The organism is Brevibacterium linens ATCC 9172 (genome assembly GCF_900169165.1).
GTDB classification, from domain to species: Bacteria; Actinomycetota; Actinomycetes; order Actinomycetales; family Brevibacteriaceae; genus Brevibacterium; species Brevibacterium linens.
The window spans coordinates 75,094-94,774 of sequence record NZ_FXYY01000013.1; the positions used below are offsets into that span (position 1 = coordinate 75,094).

The following is a 19,681-nucleotide window of genomic DNA, read 5'->3' on the forward strand; positions in this document are numbered from 1 at the left end:
GACGTGAGACTTCATTGTGCACTCTCACCAAAAGAATCTAGAGTGGACTGGTGAACAGCCAACACACTTCTCTTCTCGTCGACGTCGACTCAGTGCGCCGCACCGCTGCGGATCGTGGTCTCTCGCTCCCACCGCTGATCTGGGACGATACCTGCGCTTCGACGAATGACGAACTTGCGCGAGTGGTTCGGGAAGCAGCCGGCACGAAGTCGCCGGCGGCCGAGTTCACCATCCGCGGCACAGATTTTCAGAACGCCGGACACGGCCGTCTGGGCCGGACCTGGACGGTGCCCGCCCGCCGGTCCCTGACATGGTCGATACTCCTCACTCCACCGGCCGAATTCTCCCAGTGGGGATGGATCCCGCTCATCGCCGGTGAGGCCGTGCACTCCGCCGTCACCGAGGCGGGGGTGCCCGCCGCGATCAAATGGCCCAATGACGTGCTCACCGCCGACGGCAGGAAGCTGTGCGGAATCCTCGCACGTGTCGAACCCCTGGCCGGCGGTGCCCAGATCGTCTTGGGCATGGGGCTGAATACCCGTTCGGAGCCGGCGGATCTGCCGCGGGAGGACGCGAGCTCTCTGGCGATCGAAACCGGAGTCGACGGTTCAGAAATTGATCATGAAGCGTTGCTAGTCTCAATTCTGAGCACATTGATCCCCTGCTACAGAGAGCTGATCGACTTTGGAGATGAGGATTTCCGCGACAGCCGCACAGCGCGGAGAGTGCGTGATCATATGGTGACGCTCGGTTCGAAGGTCCGCGTGGAGAAGCCCGACGGCTCCGACATCATCGGCATCGCCACGGGGCTGGACTCCGGTGCCGACCTCATCATCGACGATCGTGTGTGCTTAAGCGCCGGAGACGTCCATCATCTGCGTCCCGCAGCGTCCCCGACAGCTCCGGGAAGGAGCGATCGCTGATGGCGGTTTCGGACTTCACCGCCGGTTTCGACATCGTCGAACCCGACCAGCTGGGCAGCGCTGAGGTCGCCGACGGCGAAGGCGCCTCCACGGACGGCCAGCTGTCTGACGATGCGGCACAGCCGGAGCGCGAATCCCCAGCCCGCACCGAGGCGGACGACCGATCCGCGGATGCCCTCACCGGCGAGGACGACGAGTCGAGCGCGGACGCCCTGTTGGACGACGTCGCCGACGACGAACCTGTCGGCGGTCTGACAGGCTCCGCTCCGCAGGCGGGTGAGGTCGGGGCTGAGCTCGCCGACGAGGTCACGGCCGATCCGGACCCGGCGTCCGCCGATGCGGCTCCCGCCGACACGGGTTCCGCCGACGCGGAACCCGGCATCGACGTCGATGAGGATTTCTTCAGCGGACTGCGTGAGGATCCGCGCACCACAGCGCTGCCGATCATCGACGACCCCGACGATGCAGTCGATGATGACGGTCCCGATTTCGACGACACGATCTATGAGACCAGGACCGCGGCCGAACGGCTCGAAGAGATCCTGCTCGACGGCAAACGCGTCCTCGACCGACGGGAGGCCGCGAAACTCGGTGGGATCTCCACGGTCTCGGCCCGGAAGATGTGGCGGGCACTCGGCATGTCCCAGGCGAAGCCGACGGACAAGGCCTACACCGTCAGCGATGCGCATGCCCTGCGGATCTGGGCCAAACCCGTCGCCGACGGTCTCATCGACCAGACCACCGCACTGTCCCTGGCCCGGGCCATCGGACAGACGACGGACCGCCTCGTCGTCTGGCAGATGGAGACCCTCGTCGAGTTCCTCACCGAGGAGAAGGGGCTGACCGACCCGGAAGCGAGACGGGACGCCCTGGCGGTCGTCGAGGAGATGATCGACCCGCTGCAGAAGATGCTCACCTACTCCTGGCGGCGCAATCTCGCCGACGTCATGGGCCGTCTCAACGTCAATGTCTCCGACGGACTGGCCATGGACAACAGACAGGGCTGGTATGACTCGTCGATGCCGTTGGCTCGCGCCGTCGGATTCATCGACCTCGTCTCCTTCACCCGTCTGTCGCAGAAGATGGAGCCGCGCCAGTTGGCGGACATGGTCCAGGAGTTCCAGGGCATGGCCTACAACATCGTCGCCACCGGCGGCGGACGGGTCATCAAGACCGTCGGCGATGAAGTGTTCTTCGCCGCGTCGACCCCGCTGGCCGGCGCCGAGATCGCCATGACGCTGATGGAACGTGTCACCGCCGCCGAGGATCTGCCGCAGGCCCGCGTCGGCTTCGTCTGGGGCAGGGTGCTCTCCCGCCTCGGCGATATCTTCGGGTCCAGCGTCAACCTCGCCGCGCGTCTGACGGCCGTGGCCGATCCCGGGACGATCTTCACCGACGAGGAGACCGCAAGGGTGCTCTCGGCCTCGGACGACTACGTCTTCGAACCGCGGGATTCGATTTCGCTGCACGGACTCGGTGAGACCGCCATCGGTGAGATGAAGCGCGGCACCGCAGCTCAGATGCGCCTCGACCTCGACGACGAACCCGAGAGCTGAGAGAACTCAGAACAGGGCGGAGTCGTCGTCTCCGTCGTCATCGTCGTGGGAGACGATCACGGCGCCGTCGGTGTCGAATTTCGACCGGGCGATCTCATCCTTGGCCTCATCGAGGTCGAGGTCGAGTTCATCGAGGCTCGTGGCCAGTCCCTGCTGACCACGCTGACCCTTGCCGGTCGATCGCTTTCCGCCTGACGTCGCCGCCTTGTGGCCGGTTCCGGAAGCGGCCTCTGCGGTCGCCTCGGCGGAGGCGTCATCGTCGGCGTTCGGAGAATGGTCGTGGGCTTCTGCGCCGCCGAGGCGGGGCAGGGTGCCGATGACATCGATCTTCGACTCCAGCGGCGATCCCGTTCCGTCGCGACGAGACAGTTCTGCCGGAAGCGTGCGTGCACCGCCGGCGGTGGCCGCGGCTTGGGGAGAGTCGCCGACCCAGGCCAGCGACAGCTCGGTCTCGCCCTTGAGGAACTTGTGGGCACGCACCCCGGAGGTGGCTCGGCCCTTGGTCGGGAACTCTGAGAATTCGCTGACCTTGATCGAGGACGACGGCGCGCCGTAGAAATTCTCACCGCTGGCGATCGTGACGACGGCGAAACTGCCGAGTTCGGCATCCGCGGCACCGTCCTCGTCGGACTTCGCCGCTTTCGGGGTCATTCCGAAGAAGATCACCTTCGCCTCGGCGGCCACCTTGATCCCGGCCACACCGGAGGCGTTCCAGCCCTGCGCACGCAGGCCGGAGGCATCGAAGGCGAGCAGCTGAGCATTCGAGGTCACGAACACGGCCAGGGAATCGTCGATGTCCTCGGGCTGAGCGACTCCGACGACCGAGTCCTTGCCCTTGAGCGTGATGGTCTCCCACTCGTTCTTGTTCGGCCGACCGGCCACCGACACCCTCTTGACGACGCCCTCGGCGGTGCCGAGCACGAATTCGCGGTCGAGGTCGATCAGGCCGATGATCTTCTCGTTCTTCTCCAGCGCCGCGTACTCGGCGATCTTCACTCCGCCGGCGACATTGGGCCGTGCCGCGGCCGGCGGCAGGGCCGGCAGATCGACGACATCGACCATGTGCAGGCGACCGGTGGTGGTGATGGCACCGACCTTGCCCTGGGTGGTGGTGACGATCTCGGAGACCAGCGCATCATGGCTGGAGCGTCGACCCTCGCGTGCCAGCGGAGCGGCATCCGAGGTCCGCGCAATGCGTCCGGAGGTCGACAGCAGCACCCGGCAGGGGGAATCGGCGATCTTGAGGTTCGTCGGAGCCTTCTTGCCCTTGGCGGTCAGCTCCTTCATCGACCCCTCGATGAGGACGGTGCGGCGAGGCGAGCCGATGATCTCGGCGGTGGACTCGAGCTCGGCGGCGACGAGCTCACGCAGCTTCGCCTCATCGGCCAGCAGCGATTCGAGGTAGTCGATTCTCTTCTTCAGCTCGTCACGTTCGGCCTCGAGTTCGAGACGGGAGAACTTCGTGAGCCGACGCAGCTGCAGATCGAGGATGTACGTCGCCTGCAGCTCGGAGAGCTCGAAGACGTTCATGAGGCGGGTGCGCGCCGTGGCCGCATCATCCGAGGAGCGGATGAGCTGGATGACCTCATCGATGTCGAGGATCGCAATGAGCAGACCCTCGACGAGGTGGAGTCGATCCTTGGCCTTGCGCAGCTGGAAGACCGTGCGCCTGCGCACCACGTCGATGCGGTGGGAGAGGTAGACCATGAGCAGATCGCGCAGTCCCAGGGTCGAGGGCTGACCCTCGACGAGGCAGACGTTGTTGATGCCGAAGGACTCCTCGAGCGGAGTCTGCCGGTAGAGCTCGGCGAGCACCGCCTCGGGGTTGAAGCCGTTCTTGATGCCGATGACCAGCCGCAGTCCGTTCTTGCGGTCCGAATAGTCGTCGATCGAGGCGATTCCGGTCAGCTTCTTCGCCCCGACCGCGTCCTTGACCTTCGACACGACCTTCTCCGGTCCCACGAGATACGGCAGTTCGGTGACGACGATGCCCTTGCGGCGGGCACTGATGTTCTCGATGGAGACGGTGGCGCGGGTGCGGAACGTGCCGCGCCCGGTCTCATAGGCCTCGCGCACTCCGTCGAGACCGATGATCCGTCCGCCGGTGGGCAGGTCCGGGCCGGGGATGAAGCGCATGAGCTCCGAGAGCCCGGCGTCGGGATTGCGGATGAGGTGGGCGCAGGCGGCGATGACTTCCCCGGGGTTGTGCGGGGCCATGTTCGTGGCCATGCCCACAGCGATGCCCGAGGCGCCGTTGATGAGCAGGTTCGGGAAGGCGCTGGGCAGAACCTCCGGCTGGGTCAGCGTGTTGTCGTAGTTCGGCACGAAGTCGACGACATCTTCGTCGAGTCCGGCGATCATGTGCATCGACGCCGTCGTCAGCCGGGCCTCCGTATAGCGCGGGGCAGCGGGACCGTCGTCGAGGGAACCGAAGTTGCCGTGGCCGTCGACGAGCGGCACACGCATGATGAAGTCCTGGCTCAGTCGCACCAGAGCGTCGTAGATCGCCGAATCGCCGTGCGGGTGGAGCTTGCCCATGACATCGCCGACGATGCGGGAGGACTTCACATGTCCGCGGTCCGGCCGCAGCCCCATATCGCCCATCTGGTAGACGATTCGACGCTGGACGGGTTTGAGACCGTCTCGGGCATCGGGCAGAGCACGGGAGTAGATGACCGAATACGCATACTCGAGGTACGAGCTCTCCATCTCTGAGGAGACGTCGACTTCGATGACTCTGCCTTCGGGCATGGAACTCCTTTGACGCACGAACTGTTCGATTCGAACACCCGCCCGCGCCGAAGCCGGACCTCAGCGGGGGAGGGCACCCGTCGATTCTAGCGTTCGATTTGCGAACTCCCGCTCAATCGAGCGATCCCGGAGGGTCCGTGTCGGAGCTCAGGCACTGTCGCGGCTGCCGCGCAGCCACTGGAAGAACTCCTTGAGGTACGCCTCGACATGCGAACGATCCGCGGTGCCGGCGACGAGTTCGCTGACCATCATGCCCGCGACCGAGCTGTTGACCCGCTGGGCGTATTCGGCGTCGATGCCGGCGAACCGCATAATGAATTCCCTGATCGCGCGGAGGTTCTTCTCCTTGGCGATCACTGCCTCGGGTGGAAGCGCGGGATCCAAGCTGAGCATCATCATGGTGTAGAACCGGTTGCGGTCGGTGGTCAGCCAGTTCATGCAGAAGTCGATGGCAACTTCGATGGCATCGGCGCCCGGGGCAGCCACGAGTTCCGGCAGGCGTTCGAGCTGCTGGGAGTTCAGTTCTCCGATGCGCTCCATGATTCCGGTGATCAGGGCATCGCGGGTGCGGTAGACATTCGAAGTCGACCCCACCGGCAGTTCGGCCAGGGCGTCGACCGCCCTGTGTGTGAGTCCGCGGACTCCTTGTTCGGCGACTACGGCGATCGCGGAGTCGGTGACGACGTCTCTGCGCGAAATCATGACTGTGAGGCCTCGCTCTCGTGGGACACCCGCTGACCGCGGACGCCTGGGACGGTGGATGACCAGTGACTGGCCACAGACAATGGCCACTGGAGCGGCCACTCATTAAAACACGAATTCATAACATTTCGTGGTGAACGGATACAGACACTACCCGTCAAGTCTGCGAATTGGTATAAGACGCGCCAATATGGCGCTGGGACACCGAAAGTCGAAGGCGTCCTGCGGCGGGCGTGGATTCTCCATTCAGCTGGGCGGGTGTCTGCTCCGCCCCGTCTCAGCTCAGCAGTCGGCGGGTGCCGTCGATGCGGGTGGGGTCGGGCAGCAGATCGACACGGGCGCTGAGCACATGCCCCTCGGTCTCCGTAGCGATCATCGGATGGATGACGAGTTCGAGGATCTGCGGATGACGTTCGACGAGCACCGAGAGCCTTTCGAGGACGTCGATGAGCGGGTCGATGTTCATCGGCGGAAGACCACGGTAGCCGAACAGTCGCGGGGAGGCCTTGACCGTGCGGATCATGTCGTCGGCCTCCCGATCCGTCAGCGGCGCGACCCGGTGCGAGACGTCGCCGAGCAGCTCGGTCGTGTCCCCGGCCAGAGAGAAGGACAGCAGCGGTCCGAGGAGGGGGTCCTCGCCGGCGCGGATGACACACGGGACACCGTGGGGGGCCATGGCCTGAACGTCGACGAGGGGCTCGTCGTCGCCGATCACCTGGGTGATGATCCGCTGCACGGCAGCGAAGTCCTCGGCCAGTTCTTCGGGCGAATCGATGTTCAGGCGCACCCCGCCGAGCTCCATGCGGTGCCGGAGCACGTTCGTCACCGCCTTCAGCGCCACGGGATAGCCGATCTTCTCGGCGGCGGCGAGCCCCTCGTCGACCGAGGAAGCAGTGATATAAGGCAGGACCTCGATCCCGTAGGCGCGGAGCAGTTCTCTCGTTGCATCGCGTTCGAGGCGAACCGGTGTGCCCAGCGGCGCCCCGTCGAGAGCCGAATCGATGATCGAACGCACCGCTTTGTCGTCGATGTCGTCGAGTTCGACGTACCGACCGTGGTCGGCGGCGCGCCAACGCGAGTAGTCTGTCGCCCTGGCCAGCGCCCACACGGCATCCTCCGGGCCGATGTAGCTGGGCACCGTGCGGGAGACGCGGTTGCCGTCCTGGTCCTTGAGGTAGCTGGTCAGTTCGTCGCGGACACCTTGAATGCCGAGGAAGCAGGCCACAGTGGTCTTCTCCGACTGTGCGGCGGCCTCGGACAGCAGCGCGGCGATCTCCGACTCCTCGGCTCCCGCCGACGGGGTGAAGGTGACGATGATCGAGTCGACGTCGTCGCGGGCATACATCGCATCGAGTTCGGTCCGGAAGGTCTCCGCATCGACCTCGGGGTGCAGGGACACGGGCTCGGTGTCGACGCGCAGACCTTCGGAACGGGCGCGCTGCATGATCAGGGTGCTCATCGCCGCGGAGTTGCCGATGACACCGACCCGGCGGCCCGCCGGCAGCTTCTGGGTCGAGAACACCTGGGTGAGGTCGAAGAGCTGGTGGATCGTATCCGCGCGGATCACTCCCGCCTGCTCGAGCACCTGGTCGAGGGTGTTCGGCGCCAGGGACGAGGTGCGCACGATATGCCCGGGCGGCAGCTCCCGCCCCGTGAGGTCGGACTTGATGACGACGACGGGTTTGACGCGGGAGACTCGACGGGCGATGCGCGAGAACTTGCGCGGGTTGCCGATGGATTCGAGGTAGAGGCCGACGGTCTGCGTGGCCGGATCCTCCTCCCAGTACTGGAGGAGGTCGTTGCCCGAGAGGTCGGCGCGGTTGCCTGCGGAGACGAAGGTGGAGATGCCCAGTCCGCGGGTCTTCGCTGCCGCGAGCAGGGCGGTGCCCAGCGCCCCGGACTGACTGAAGAGCCCGAGCGTTCCGGAAGCCGGGAGGAATGGGGCCAGAGAGGCGTTGAGCGAGATGTCGGCGGCCTCGTTGACCAGTCCGAAGGAGTTCGGCCCGACCACGCGCATTCCGTAGGCGCGGGAGGTTGCGACCATGCGGCGCTGGAGTTCGGCCCCTTCGGGACCGGTCTCGGCGAATCCGGAGGAGATGACGAGCACGGCTTTGACCCCGTGCACGGCACAGTCCTTGACCACCTCGGTGACGGATTCGGCGGGCACGGCGATGACCGCGAGGTCGGCCTTGCCCGGCAGCGCGTCGAGGCTCGGATACGCCTGGACTCCGGCGATCTGATCGGCTTCGGGGTGGACGACCCACAGGTCGCCGGTGAACTTCGCGGCCGTGATGTTGCGGATGAGCAGATGGCCGGTGGAGTTGCGTTTGCGGCTGGCGCCGATCACCGCCACCGAGGTGGGGTGGAGGACCGTGCGCACGCTCAGGGCCTCGGCCCTGTGCTCCCGAGACGCCTGCACTTCGATGGACCGTGCCGTGGGATCGATATCGAAGTTTACGGCCACGACGCCGTCGTCGAATCCGCGGGAGACTTCGTAGCCGGCAGCCTGGAAGACCTGCAGCATCGAACGGTTCTGGGGCAGCACCTCGGCGGTGAAGCGCTGGATCCCGGATTCGCGCGCGGCCGCGGCCAAGTGCTCCAGCAGGATCGAACCGATCCCGCGGCCCTGGTGGGCATCAGCGATGTTGAACGCCACCTCGGCGTCGGTGTCGCTGATCCGGTCGAAGCGACCGACGCCGATGATGTCATCGCCGATGAGCATGATCAGCGCCACCCGGTCGCGGTGGTCGACGTTGACGAAGCGATCGAGATCGCGCTGCGGCAGCCGGGGCAGCGGAGCGAAGAAGCGCAGATAGACGGATTCCGGTGACTGGGCCTCGTGCATGCGGGCCAGGGCAGCGGCATCGTCGGGGGTGATCGGACGCAGATGGGCGGTGCCGCCGTCACGGAGGACGACATCGGCTTCCCACCCGGCAGGATAGTCTTCCATGGTTCCAGCATATGCGTCGGACGCCCGGTTATGGCGGTCCTCGCTGGGATGTGTCAGGGGAGTGGGGCACAATGGTGGGCATGGCATTACCCGAGGTTCTCGTTCACGATCTGCAGTCGGCCGGCTACTACCCGCAGCTCACTCAAGGCATACTCGCCGACTCTCTCTACGACGAACCGGTGTTGGCTCACTTCGTCCACATCGACACCCATGTCGACATCGAATCCATCCACCGGCATGTCACCGCCTTCGTGCTCACCGAGACCCGACTGCTGTTGGCCCATGTCGATGACGATCCGAACGCGGAACCCGGTTCCAAGCCGCGCGCGGTCACGAGCAGCGAGGACATCGAACTCGATCGCCTCGGCACCGTGATGGTCGGCCGCACCTTCGCCGATCCCGCCGCCTTCGAACCCGGTGACAAGCCAGTCGAGGTCTCGCTGACGATGTCCTGGGGCGCGTCGAAGCGCATCGAGGCGTTCCCCGAGACCTGCGGAGATCCCAACTGCGTGGGCGATCACGGATACGGCGGATCGATCTTCGCCGAGGATGTCATGCTCCGGGTCTCGGCCGAAGCCGAGGGGCAGGCCGCCGTCGACCGCATGACCGACTTCGCCGGGAAGCTGCGTGCCGCGGTCTTCCACGCCCGGCTGCGGTCGCGTCGCTGATGAGCGAGGACTCGAAGCGGCACGGACTGCCGTCCCGAACCGGTGCTGAGCCCTTGGGGCCTCCGGACTATGCCGGACCGATGCTCTCCGATGTCGTCCCCGCTGCGGCGCTGGGACTCGGTGCGGCCGAGGCCCTCGACGGGCCGATGTCCGATCGTGCCCGTGCACTCGGGCTCGACCGGGAATCCCGGGCGACGATCGTCGTGCTCATCGACGGTCTCGGCGAGCAGCAGCTGCGCCGCTACAGCGGATACACTCCCTTCTTCCGGTCACAGGCCGGGGCACGCCGGAGACTGTCCGCCGGGTTCCCGTCGACGACGGCGAACTCCCTGTCATCTCTGGCCACGGGCCGCCTGCCCGGTGCACACGGAGTGGTCGGCTACCGCGTGCTCGACCCGGAGAGGGACGCAGTGTTCAACCAGCTGACGTGGAACCTCGACGTCGACCCGGTCGCCTGGGTTCCCGATGCGACGCTCTTCGAACGCCTCACGGACACCGGGATCGATGTGGTCAGCCTCGGCGAGAAGAAGTTCGCCGGGCGCGGGCTCAACCGGGCATCGCTGCGCGGCGGCCGATTCCGGGACTCGAAGACCCTGGAAGAACGCTGCGCCCAGGCCCTGGCCGAGGCGAAGGCTCCCGGTCGCCGCCTCGTCTACCTCTACTGGGGCAACCTCGACAAGACCGGGCATGTGCACGGTGCGGACTCCGCTGCCTGGACCGAAGAGCTCGAACGCGTCGATCTCGCTCTGTCCCGACTCGCCTCCGACCTGCCGCATGACGCGACCATGCTCATCACCGCCGACCACGGAATGGTCGACGTCGACCACGAACGTCGTCTCGACCTCGCCGAGCTTCCCGAGCTCAAGGCCGGTCTGCGCCACGTCGGCGGAGAGCCGCGAGCACTGCACCTCTACGCCGCTGTCGGCGCCGAGGCGGACATGCTCTCGGCCTGGCAGGAGACGATCGGCGACCGCGGGCTCATTCTGTCGAAGTCCGCGGCGATCGCCCGCGGGTACTTCGGGCCCGTCGCCCCGCACGTCCATCCGCGGATCGGGGACTTCCTCGTCATCTGCACCGACGGCTTCGCCGTGGTCGATTCGGATGTGGAATCCGCCTCGGCGCTGGCGCTCATCGGCCACCACGGCTCCACCACGGAGCAGGAGCTGCAGATCCCGCTGCTCGTCGTGTGAGCGGTGCCGACTGCAGCCGAGATGACTCACCACAGACCTTCTGGGAGCACCCGTTGACGACGATCCGCTGGACCGAGGACGGCATCGGCCGCGCAGCCGACTGGCATTCGGAGAACGGGGCGCCGCCTCCCGCGACTGTGCAGATCATTGGAGACGAGACAACCGCCGACGAAGCCTGCCGATCGGCACGCGCCGGAGTGGGACTGCTGTGGCGCGGAGACTTCCACAATGGCCGTCAACTCGTGCAGGCGATGAGCCGTCGGCTCAGGGGCGACCGAGGCGGAAACCGTGAAGCCACAGGGGGTCGACGCTCCGGCGGCCGTCGCGGCGGCCGGGGTCGATCCCGCGACAGGCGGGGCAGAGACCAATTCGTGAGCTCCGGGGACAGTGATGGCCCTGCTCTCGATGCCGCGCTGTCATTCTTCGCGGAACGTGACGCCATCGAGCAGCGGGCCCGGCTGCTCGGCAGAGTCGTCGTCGAGCTCGGCTCGGACTTCGACCTCGCCCTGCGCCGTGCCCCCGATGTCGCCGCGGCCTGCCGCGCCGCCTACGGCCCGTCCGACGGACCGGTCTGCGTGTCGCTCACCGAACTCGGCGGAGTGCTCAGCGCTTATGAATGGCAGCTGCGAGGAGTCGAGATCCCGGCTCTGGGCGATTCCGTCCATCCGCGCTACGGCGTCTTCTCGCCTGTGCGGGGAGAGTACCTCGATCTCGTTGCGCAGACGCCCCTGCCGTGGGGAAGGCAGGCCGGTTCGGTTTCGCCCGGCACGGATTCCGCGCAGCCGACTGGCACCGCATTCGACCTCGGAACGGGGACCGGAGTCCTCGCCGCGATCCTGCTGCGGCGCGGCGCTGCGACAGTGGTGGCCACCGACATCAACCCGCGCGCCGTCGCCTGCGCCAGTGAGAACCTCGACCGTCTCTGTCCGGGTGCCGATGTGAGCGTGATCGAGGCCGACCTGTTTCCGCCTGGTCGCGCCGACCTCATCGTGTGCAATCCGCCGTGGCTGCCGGCCCAGCCGACCTCGGCACTCGAGATCGGCATCTACGATCCGGACTCTGCTGTCCTCCATCGCTTCATCGAGAGGCTGACCGACCACCTCACACCGGCTGGGGAGGGATGGCTGATCATCTCCGACCTCGCCGAACGATTGGGCCTCAGGCCCTCAGGTGAGCTCCGCGAACGCATCGAGGCGGCAGGACTGCGCGTGCTCGAACGCATCGACACGGTGCCCCGCCATTCCCGCGCCGCTGATACCGCCGACGCGCTCCACGCTGCCCGCAGCGCCGAAGTGACCTCACTGTGGCGACTGGGACTGAGATGAGCTGCCGACCGCTCTGCCGATCCACGATATGACTGCAGTCGATCCGCGACAGGCGCGGAAGATAGGATGGAACACGTGACTTTTCCTCGAATCGGTGTCATTGGCGGCGGTCAACTGGCACGCATGCTCGCCCCCGCCGCAGAAGCCCTCGGCGTCCGCTTCTCCGTTCTCGCGGAGACCGCCGACGCCCCCGCCACACAGGTCATCAACGAGGTGACCGTCGGTGACTATACGGACTATCCGACGCTCAAGGCCTTCGCCGAGACCGTCGACGTCATCACCTTCGACCACGAACACGTCCCACCGGAGCATCTGCAGGCTCTCGTCGAGGCCGGACACGCCGTGCGCCCCGGGCCCGATGCCCTCATCTTCGCCCAGGACAAGATCCGGATGCGCAGGAGGATGGACGAACTCGGTCTGCCCAACCCCGCCTGGGCGGAGATCACCTCGGCCGCCGATGTCGAAGCGTTCGCCGCTCGCGTCGGATACCCCTTCATCCTCAAGACGCCCCGCGGCGGCTATGACGGCAAGGGCGTGCGCGTCATCGACAACCTCGACGAGGCCGTCGAATGGCTGAACGAGGTTCCTCAGCTGCTCGCCGAGGAGAAGGTCGACTTCAACCGCGAGCTCGCGGTCATGGTCGGGCGCTCCCCGATGGGGCAGACCGCCGTGTGGCCGGTCGTCGAGACATGGCAGCAGAACGGCGTGTGCAAGGAAGCCATCGCCCCGGCACCGGATCTGTCCGAGGAGAAGGCGCGGGCCATCACCGAAGCGATCCTCACGGTCGCCGGCACCCTCGAGGTCACCGGCGTCATGGCGATGGAGATGTTCGAGACCGACGAGGGCTTCCTCATCAACGAATTCGCGATGCGCCCGCACAACACGGGGCACTGGACCCAGGACGGAGCGGTGACGAGCCAATTCGAGCAGCACCTCCGCGCGGTCCTCGACCTTCCCCTCGGCAACCCCGCGGCACGGGAGGACGTGTCCGTGATGGTCAACATCCTCGGCGCCGATCACGACGACCTCTATCAGCCGTACCTCCACGTCATGGCCCATGACCCGGCAGTGAAGGTCCACCTGTACGGCAAGGGCGTGCGGCCGGGGCGGAAGGTCGGCCACGTCAATGCCTACGGCGAGGATCGGCAGCTCGTGCTCGCCCGTGCGCGGCATGCTGCGGACTTCATCGCCGGCGTCGATGTCGATCCGCACCCGCAGATGCCCGCTCCGGAGGACCTCCGGGCCGAGGGCGAATCCGGCACACGTTGAGTCCCGGCGCCGACTGCACCCCGGACCCACCCGGCACCGATCCGCAGATATCAACCGCCTGCAACGAAGGAAGCACTGATGACCACAGCGAACGAAGGCTCCACTGACACGGCGGCTCCGGTCGGCATCGTCATGGGCTCGGACTCGGACTGGCCGACGATGAAGGCCGCCGCCGATGCCCTCGACGAGCTCGGCATCGACTCGAGTGCCGAGGTGGTCTCCGCTCACCGGATGCCCGAGGACATGGTCGCCTGGGCGAAATCCGCGGCCGACCGCGGCATCCGTGTGATCATCGCCGGTGCCGGCGGAGCGGCGCACCTGCCCGGGATGATCGCGTCGATGACCTCGCTTCCGGTCATCGGTGTTCCCGTGCCCCTGAAGCACCTCGATGGAATGGACTCGCTGCTGTCCATCGTGCAGATGCCCGGCGGGGTTCCCGTGGCCACCGTCTCGATCGGCGGCGCGAAGAACGCCGGCCTGCTGGCGGCGCGCATCCTCGGGGCAGGTCACGGTGTCGAAGCCGAGGCTCTGCGCACCCGGCTCGACGAATATCGGAGCCAGCTGCGGCAGGTCGCTCTCGACAAAGGGCGGGCGCTGCAGGAATAATAAAGCTTGCTGAACGTTTGATAAGTCTGAGGAGAATGATGTTCGACCTGTACCAGCCCAGCGACGAGCACGAAGAGATCCGCGCCGCGGTCCGCAACGTCGTCGAGAAGAAGATCGCGCCGTTCGCAGCCGAAGTCGATGCGGACTCCCGCTACCCGCAGGAAGCGCACGAGGCCCTCGTCGAGACGGACTTCTTCGCGGCGCACATCCCCGAAGAATACGGGGGCATGGGCGCCGATGCGCTGGCAGTGGCGATCATCATCGAAGAGGTCGCACGCGGCTGCGTCTCGTCCTCGCTCATTCCGGCTGTGAACAAGCTCGGCAGCATGCCAGTCCAGCTCGGCGGGAGCGAAGAGATCAAGAAGAAGTACTTCCCGTCCGTGGCCGCCGGGGAAGCAGGATTCTCCTACGGCCTTTCCGAGCGCGAAGCCGGATCGGACACCGCATCGATGAAGACCCGTGCCGAACGCGACGGCGACGACTGGATCCTCAACGGCGTCAAGACCTGGATCACGAATGCTGGAGTCTCCGACTACTACACGGTGATGGCCGTGACCGACCCCGACGGAGCACGCGGGCGCAACATCTCCGCCTTCGTCGTCGAGAAGTCCGATGAGGGCTTCACCTTCGGCGAGAAGGAGCGCAAGCTCGGCATCAAGGGCTCGCCCACCCGGGAGCTCCTCTTCGACAATGTCCGCCTGCCCGGTGATCGCATCGTCGGCGAGCCCGGGGAGGGGCTGAAGATCGCCCTGCGCACCCTTGACCACACCCGTGTCACGATCGCCGCGCAGGCCGTCGGCGTCGCTCAGGGCGCGCTCGACTACGCCCTTGCCTACGTCAAGGACCGGCAGCAGTTCGGGAAGTCGATCGCCGACAATCAGGCGATCCAGTTCATGCTCGCCGATATGGGCATGAAGCTCGAGGCTGCTCGTCAGCTCACCTACACCGCCGCCGCCAAGAGCGAACGCGGCGATGACGACCTCACCTACTTCGGTGCCGCCGCGAAGGCCTTCGCCTCCGATGCCGCGATGGAGATCACCACGGATGCCGTGCAGCTGCTCGGCGGAGCCGGCTACGTCGTCGACCACCCGGTGGAGCGGATGATGCGGGATGCGAAGATCACGCAGATCTACGAAGGCACCAACCAGATCCAGCGCATGGTGATGGGGCGCAAGCTCCTCGCCTGAGTCGGATTTCCGAACTCTTCGCCGCAGGCCGTGTACGGTGTCGGCCGGTCGGTGACGAACGGGCGCGGCAGATTCCCCGGGTGGGAGTCTGTCGCGCCCGCTCTTCTGCCTGTGAAGAATCGCACACGCGAAGAATGCGACATGCGCGGCGCGGATGTGCCGGAAACGCCGGTTCTCACGCGACACAATAGGTGAACACAGTGGACTCTGAAGTGACTTTGGCACAGTTGTCTGCTGTGGGCATTCGATGGGGCGAGGCGACCTGTGCGTGGCTTCGCGCGGATGTCGACGCCGGAATCAGTCCGTGAGCAGAGCCCGAAGCGAAGGGAAGTCAGTGGCCGAAACGAGATATGTGGACCCGATCCGCCACCCGTCGTATGCTTCGCAGCCGACGCGTGATGTGCGGGCGTGGCTTCTGCTGCTCGTCACGGCCCTCGTGCCCGGGGGAGTGCAGCTTCTCTTCGGCAACCGCCGTTGGGCGAAGATCGCTTTGTCGATCACTGCCATCAGCTGGATCCTGGCTCTCATCGCCGGTGTGATCGTCCTCATCAATCGGACGTTCCTCTTCACGATCGGCACGAACCTCTTCATCCTCACCTTCCTGACCATCTGGGTGCCCGTCATCGCGATCAACTGGGCGGTGTGTCTCTTGGACACCCTGCGCCGCATCCGGATCGTCACGATCTCCCGGAAGGCACGCAAACGCTTCGTGGCGGCCTTCTGCGCCCTCCTGCTCATCGTTGTGGGCCCCCTGGCCTGGGGGACGACGATTCTCAACTCGCAGCGCGGTCTGATGAGCGACCTGTTCGCCTCGGGCAAGGCGCTCAAGCCCGTCGACGGCCGGTACAACATCCTGCTGCTGGGATCGGATGCCGGAATGGGTCGGACGGGTATCCGCCCGGATTCCCTGTCGCTGGTCTCGATCGATGCGAAGACCGGCAAGTCCGTCATCATCGGTCTGCCGCGCAATATGGAGAATGTGCCGTTCCCCGACGACTCTCCGCTGCACAAGCGCTACCCGCAGGGGTACAACTGCGGAGACGAATGTCTGCTCAACGCCGTCTTCCAGCAGGGCGAGCAGCACAAGGACGAGTTCGAGGATCCGAAGACAGCCGGCGAGCAGGCGACGATGGACGCCGTCTCGGGTGTCACCGGTCTCGAGGTCCAGTACTACGCGATGATCAATCTCAAGGGGTTCGAGAACCTCATCGACTCCCTCGGTGGAATCACCCTCGTCTCCGGCGAGCGGGTGCCGATCTCGTCGAAGGTCGATCCGACCACGGGCCAGCATGGGCCGGTCAAGGGGTGGATCGAACCGGGCAAGCAGAAGCTCGACGGCTTCCACGCGCTGTGGTTCGCGCGCTCCCGGGAATTCTCCAGCGACTATGAGCGGATGATCCGTCAGCGCTGCGTGCAGACGGCGATGGTCAAACAGCTCGACCCGGCCACCGTGCTCACTCGCTATCAGTCGATCGCGAAAGCCACTCCGGGGGCCGTGTCGACGGACATCCCGTCGTCTCAGGTGGATTCGTTCGTCGACCTCGCACTCAAGGTGAAGTCGCAGAAGATCGAATCAATTGATCTCACCCCGCCGCGTATCACTCCGTCGCGGCCCGACTTCGATGTGGCACATCAGCTGGTAGCCGATAAGATCGAGGAGTCGTCGAAATCCTCGGACGAGGACAACGGCGCGTTCTCGGTTCCCGAAAGCGATCTGTCAGCTGCTGCGGGAGTCGATGCGGAACTCGATCCGAACCCCGGTTCAGGGCCGCAGCTGCTGGCACAGGGTGCCGGCGACTCCACTTCTGACAACGGCGAAGAAGCCGACGCAAAGGCGATCTGCTACGTGCCATGAGGCGCTGCTGTGGGCCTGGTCGTGACGAGTCCGATGACCGAATCGATCGATCCCATGACCGTTCCGGGAAAATCTTTTGCTCGGTGTGTCCCTTGCCAATACTGGGAACCACACTCGTGTAATTAGAATATTCTGCTCTGTGGCTAGTCTGACACGCCGAAAATGTGTAACAATTTTGAGATGTTGGGGTTGCCCACCGTTCTGCCAACGGTGAAGGAGACCTCGAGGCCTGAACTTCCCTGTCTTCCTCGAAAAGGCTGTAACGATGAAATATCTATTGCCCACTGTTGCGGGCTGCGCTTCTGTTGCGCTGGTCGGCACCTTAGCGGTCACGGCACCGTCGGCTACCGCAGCCACGACGTCGCCCGATGTGTCCAAAGAGGCGCTGAACGTCAGCAAAGAGGGACTCAACGTCCCCGGTGCCCGCGATTCCAGTGATTCCACCGCCACCGCCGCCAACCAGAGCGCCATGAGCAATCTGCCGAACATCTTCAAGTCGCAGACTGCCCTGGCATCGGCCAAGGTGCCCGATATCGTCACTGCCTCGGCGTCTGCGTCGGCGGCAACGGTCAACAACGTCTCCGCCGGGCTGACCTCCGGAGCCGACGAGGCTGTGCCGTCCGAGGGATCGGCTCCGACCGAGTCCGAGCAGGCTCCCGCCGAAGGCGCAGAGAGCGAGTCCCCGAAGTCCGAGGACGTGAAGTCCGACGATGCGGGGGACGAGGGTGCGAAGGATTCGTCCGACGAGACGAAGTCCGAGGGCGAAGACGACATCTCCGGTTCGGTCCGTCAGAAGACCGAAGACGGAGTGAACATCGCGCTCATCTCCGATGTCCTCGACGTCCCCGCGAACAACCCGAGCCTCATCGGCTTCACGTTCTCCCAGGCGAAGTCCAATATCCGCATCCAGGTCCGCACCAAGCAGGGCTCGGAATGGGGCACGTGGAACACCCTGGACGAAGAGCAGCAGGAAGAGGCTCAGAACAAGGGCTCGGAACCGTTGACGGTGTCCAACGCCTCCGCTGTGCAGATGCGCATCCTCGGGGATTCCACGCCGAGTGATGCCGAACTCGTACTCGTCGACCCGAAGCGGGACGCCGGCGACGCTCAGGCCGTGGCCGAGAACGATCCCGTCGAACTCGACGATCAGGTCAGCGGCGACTCCACCGGCACGGACACCGCGCCCGAAGAGTCGACCGAGGACTCGACCGACGCCGAGGCGGCATCCGCGGAGAACGTCGACGCGGCCGCCGGTGCGACGGTGACCAATCAGAACTACGTGCCCGGATCGTCGACGGTCGAGACCGTGGCGAAGAAGGTGTCGAAGCCGAAGATCGGCTCACGCAGCTCGTGGGGTGCCAAGGCCTACCGCGGCAGCCCCGACTACGCCAGCGGCATCAAACAGGCCGTCGTCCACCACACCTCCGGCTCGAACAGCTACTCGGCGGCCGACGTTCCCGGAATCATCCGTGGTATCCAGGCCTACCACCAGCAGGGTCGCGGCTGGAACGACATCGGATACAACGTCGTCGCAGACAAGTACGGTCGGCTCTGGCAGGCCCGCGGCGGTGACATCTCGAAGGCCGTCATCGGCGCACACGTCGCCGGGCACAACACCGGAACCTTCGGCATCTCCGTGCTGGGTACCTATAACAGCGCGGCTCCGCCGAAGAAGACCCGCGATGCCGTCGCCTCGGCGATCGCGTGGAAGTTCTCGATCAACGGAATCTCGAAGGCGACGAAGTCGAACCTGGTCGGTCACCGCGACCTGGGACAGACCGAGTGCCCGGGTGATGCCTTCTACGCCAAGTTGGGCGAGATGCGTTCGACGGTCAACACGATCCTGAAGACCGGCGAGCAGCCCAGCGACAGCAAGGACGACTCTAAGAAGGACGACTCCAAGAAGGACGACTCCAAGAAGGACGACTCCAAGAAGGACGACGACAAGAAGGCTGAGAAGCCGAAGGCGAAGACCACGATCGAGAAGTACGCCGAGAAGAACAAGCTCGGCAAGGCTCTCGGCAAGGAATATGACGTCAAGGGCATCTCGGGCGCCACGGCGCAGAAGTTCGAGAAGGGCACCGTCTACTGGTCCAAGAAGACCGGCGCTTACCACCTGTCCGGGGCGATCGCCTCGGCGTACAAGGGCAATGCAGTCACCGACTTGGGGCTGCCCACCTCTGCGGAGAAGGGCGGCCTCAAGGGCGGGGGCGCCGCGCAGCGCTTCGAAAAGGGCTCTTTCTACTGGTCGAAGGACACCGGTGCTCACTACACCTCCGGCACCATCATGAAGTACTGGGGTGACAAGGGGACCGTCAAGGGTCACCTCGGTTACCCCAAGGAGGACGTGGTCTACAAGAAGGGCCGCGGTGAGCAGCTCTTCCAGGGCGCACGTCTGGTCTGGGCCGAAGGCTACGGAACCACCGAGTTCTCTCCCAAGGGGTCGATCGCCGGGGGAGTCAGCGACGATAACTCTCCGGGCGGTACGACACCGCCAGGAGACGATTCCACCGATGACAAGTCGCCTGCAGACTCCGGGGAAGGTTCTGCAGACGACAAGGACTCGAAGGACGACAAGTCCAAGGACGATTCCAAGAAGGATGACAAGTCCAAGGACGATTCCAAGAAGGATGACAAGTCCAAGGACGATTCCAAGAAGGATGACAAGTCCAAGGACGATTCCAAGAAGGATGACAAGT

At 65.4% G+C, this 19,681-nt stretch carries 13 protein-coding genes; 10 read left to right on the top strand and 3 right to left on the bottom strand.

All coding sequences use genetic code 11. The annotated features are described in order from the left end of the window. Nucleotides 1–50: 50 nt before the first annotated feature. On the top strand, nt 51–923 hold the full coding sequence (locus BLIN9172_RS11235; protein ID WP_101555160.1) for a biotin--[acetyl-CoA-carboxylase] ligase: 873 nt from the start codon (nt 51–53) through the stop codon (nt 921–923). Continuing rightward, nucleotides 923–2,479: an adenylate/guanylate cyclase domain-containing protein gene (locus tag BLIN9172_RS11240; protein ID WP_240812095.1), complete on the top strand. Its 1,557-nt coding sequence runs from the start codon at nt 923–925 to the stop codon at nt 2,477–2,479. Before BLIN9172_RS11235 ends, BLIN9172_RS11240 begins: the two co-directional genes overlap by 1 nt. A gap of 6 nt (nt 2,480–2,485) precedes the next feature. On the opposite strand, the gene BLIN9172_RS11245 is transcribed toward BLIN9172_RS11240, so the two are convergent. The 3 genes from BLIN9172_RS11245 to BLIN9172_RS11255 form a co-directional block, all read right to left on the bottom strand. Continuing rightward, a complete protein-coding gene (locus BLIN9172_RS11245) occupies nt 2,486–5,230 on the bottom strand; it encodes a DNA gyrase/topoisomerase IV subunit A (RefSeq protein ID WP_101555161.1) in 2,745 nt (914 codons plus the stop codon). A 147-nt stretch (nt 5,231–5,377) separates the two neighbouring features. Further along, the gene (locus tag BLIN9172_RS11250; RefSeq protein ID WP_101555162.1) at nt 5,378–5,932 is read right to left on the bottom strand and encodes a TetR/AcrR family transcriptional regulator; all 555 of its coding nucleotides are present in this window, start codon (nt 5,930–5,932) and stop codon (nt 5,378–5,380) included. Between the two features lie 277 nt (nt 5,933–6,209). Beyond that, a complete protein-coding gene (locus BLIN9172_RS11255) occupies nt 6,210–8,882 on the bottom strand; it encodes a bifunctional acetate--CoA ligase family protein/GNAT family N-acetyltransferase (protein ID WP_101555163.1) in 2,673 nt (890 codons plus the stop codon). A gap of 80 nt (nt 8,883–8,962) precedes the next feature. On the opposite strand from BLIN9172_RS11255, the gene BLIN9172_RS11260 reads away from it, so the two are divergent. The 8 genes from BLIN9172_RS11260 to BLIN9172_RS11295 form a co-directional block, all read left to right on the top strand. Continuing rightward, entirely contained in the window at nt 8,963–9,550 is a 588-nt protein-coding gene (locus BLIN9172_RS11260; protein WP_101555183.1) for a DUF5998 family protein, read from the top strand. Next, nucleotides 9,550–10,740: an alkaline phosphatase family protein gene (locus BLIN9172_RS11265; protein WP_101555164.1), complete on the top strand. Its 1,191-nt coding sequence runs from the start codon at nt 9,550–9,552 to the stop codon at nt 10,738–10,740. Before BLIN9172_RS11260 ends, BLIN9172_RS11265 begins: the two co-directional genes overlap by 1 nt. 53 nt (nt 10,741–10,793) lie before the next feature. Further along, complete coding sequence (locus BLIN9172_RS11270) at nt 10,794–12,065, top strand: methyltransferase (protein ID WP_180956969.1); 1,272 nt, start codon at nt 10,794–10,796, stop codon at nt 12,063–12,065. Between the two features lie 66 nt (nt 12,066–12,131). Further along, nucleotides 12,132–13,334, top strand: a complete 1,203-nt coding sequence (locus BLIN9172_RS11275; protein WP_101555165.1) for a 5-(carboxyamino)imidazole ribonucleotide synthase — start codon at nt 12,132–12,134, stop codon at nt 13,332–13,334. Nucleotides 13,335–13,412: 78 nt separating this feature from the next. Then, nucleotides 13,413–13,940, top strand: coding sequence for a 5-(carboxyamino)imidazole ribonucleotide mutase (gene purE / locus BLIN9172_RS11280; RefSeq protein ID WP_101555166.1), 528 nt, complete (start codon nt 13,413–13,415; stop codon nt 13,938–13,940). Between the two features lie 38 nt (nt 13,941–13,978). Further along, nucleotides 13,979–15,127, top strand: coding sequence for an acyl-CoA dehydrogenase family protein (locus BLIN9172_RS11285; protein ID WP_035319754.1), 1,149 nt, complete (start codon nt 13,979–13,981; stop codon nt 15,125–15,127). 334 nt (nt 15,128–15,461) lie between these two features. Next, entirely contained in the window at nt 15,462–16,982 is a 1,521-nt protein-coding gene (locus BLIN9172_RS11290; protein ID WP_101555167.1) for an LCP family protein, read from the top strand. 265 nt (nt 16,983–17,247) lie between these two features. Further along, on the top strand, nt 17,248–19,681 hold a 2,434-nt coding region (locus BLIN9172_RS11295), incomplete at its 3' end, for an N-acetylmuramoyl-L-alanine amidase (protein WP_257904169.1).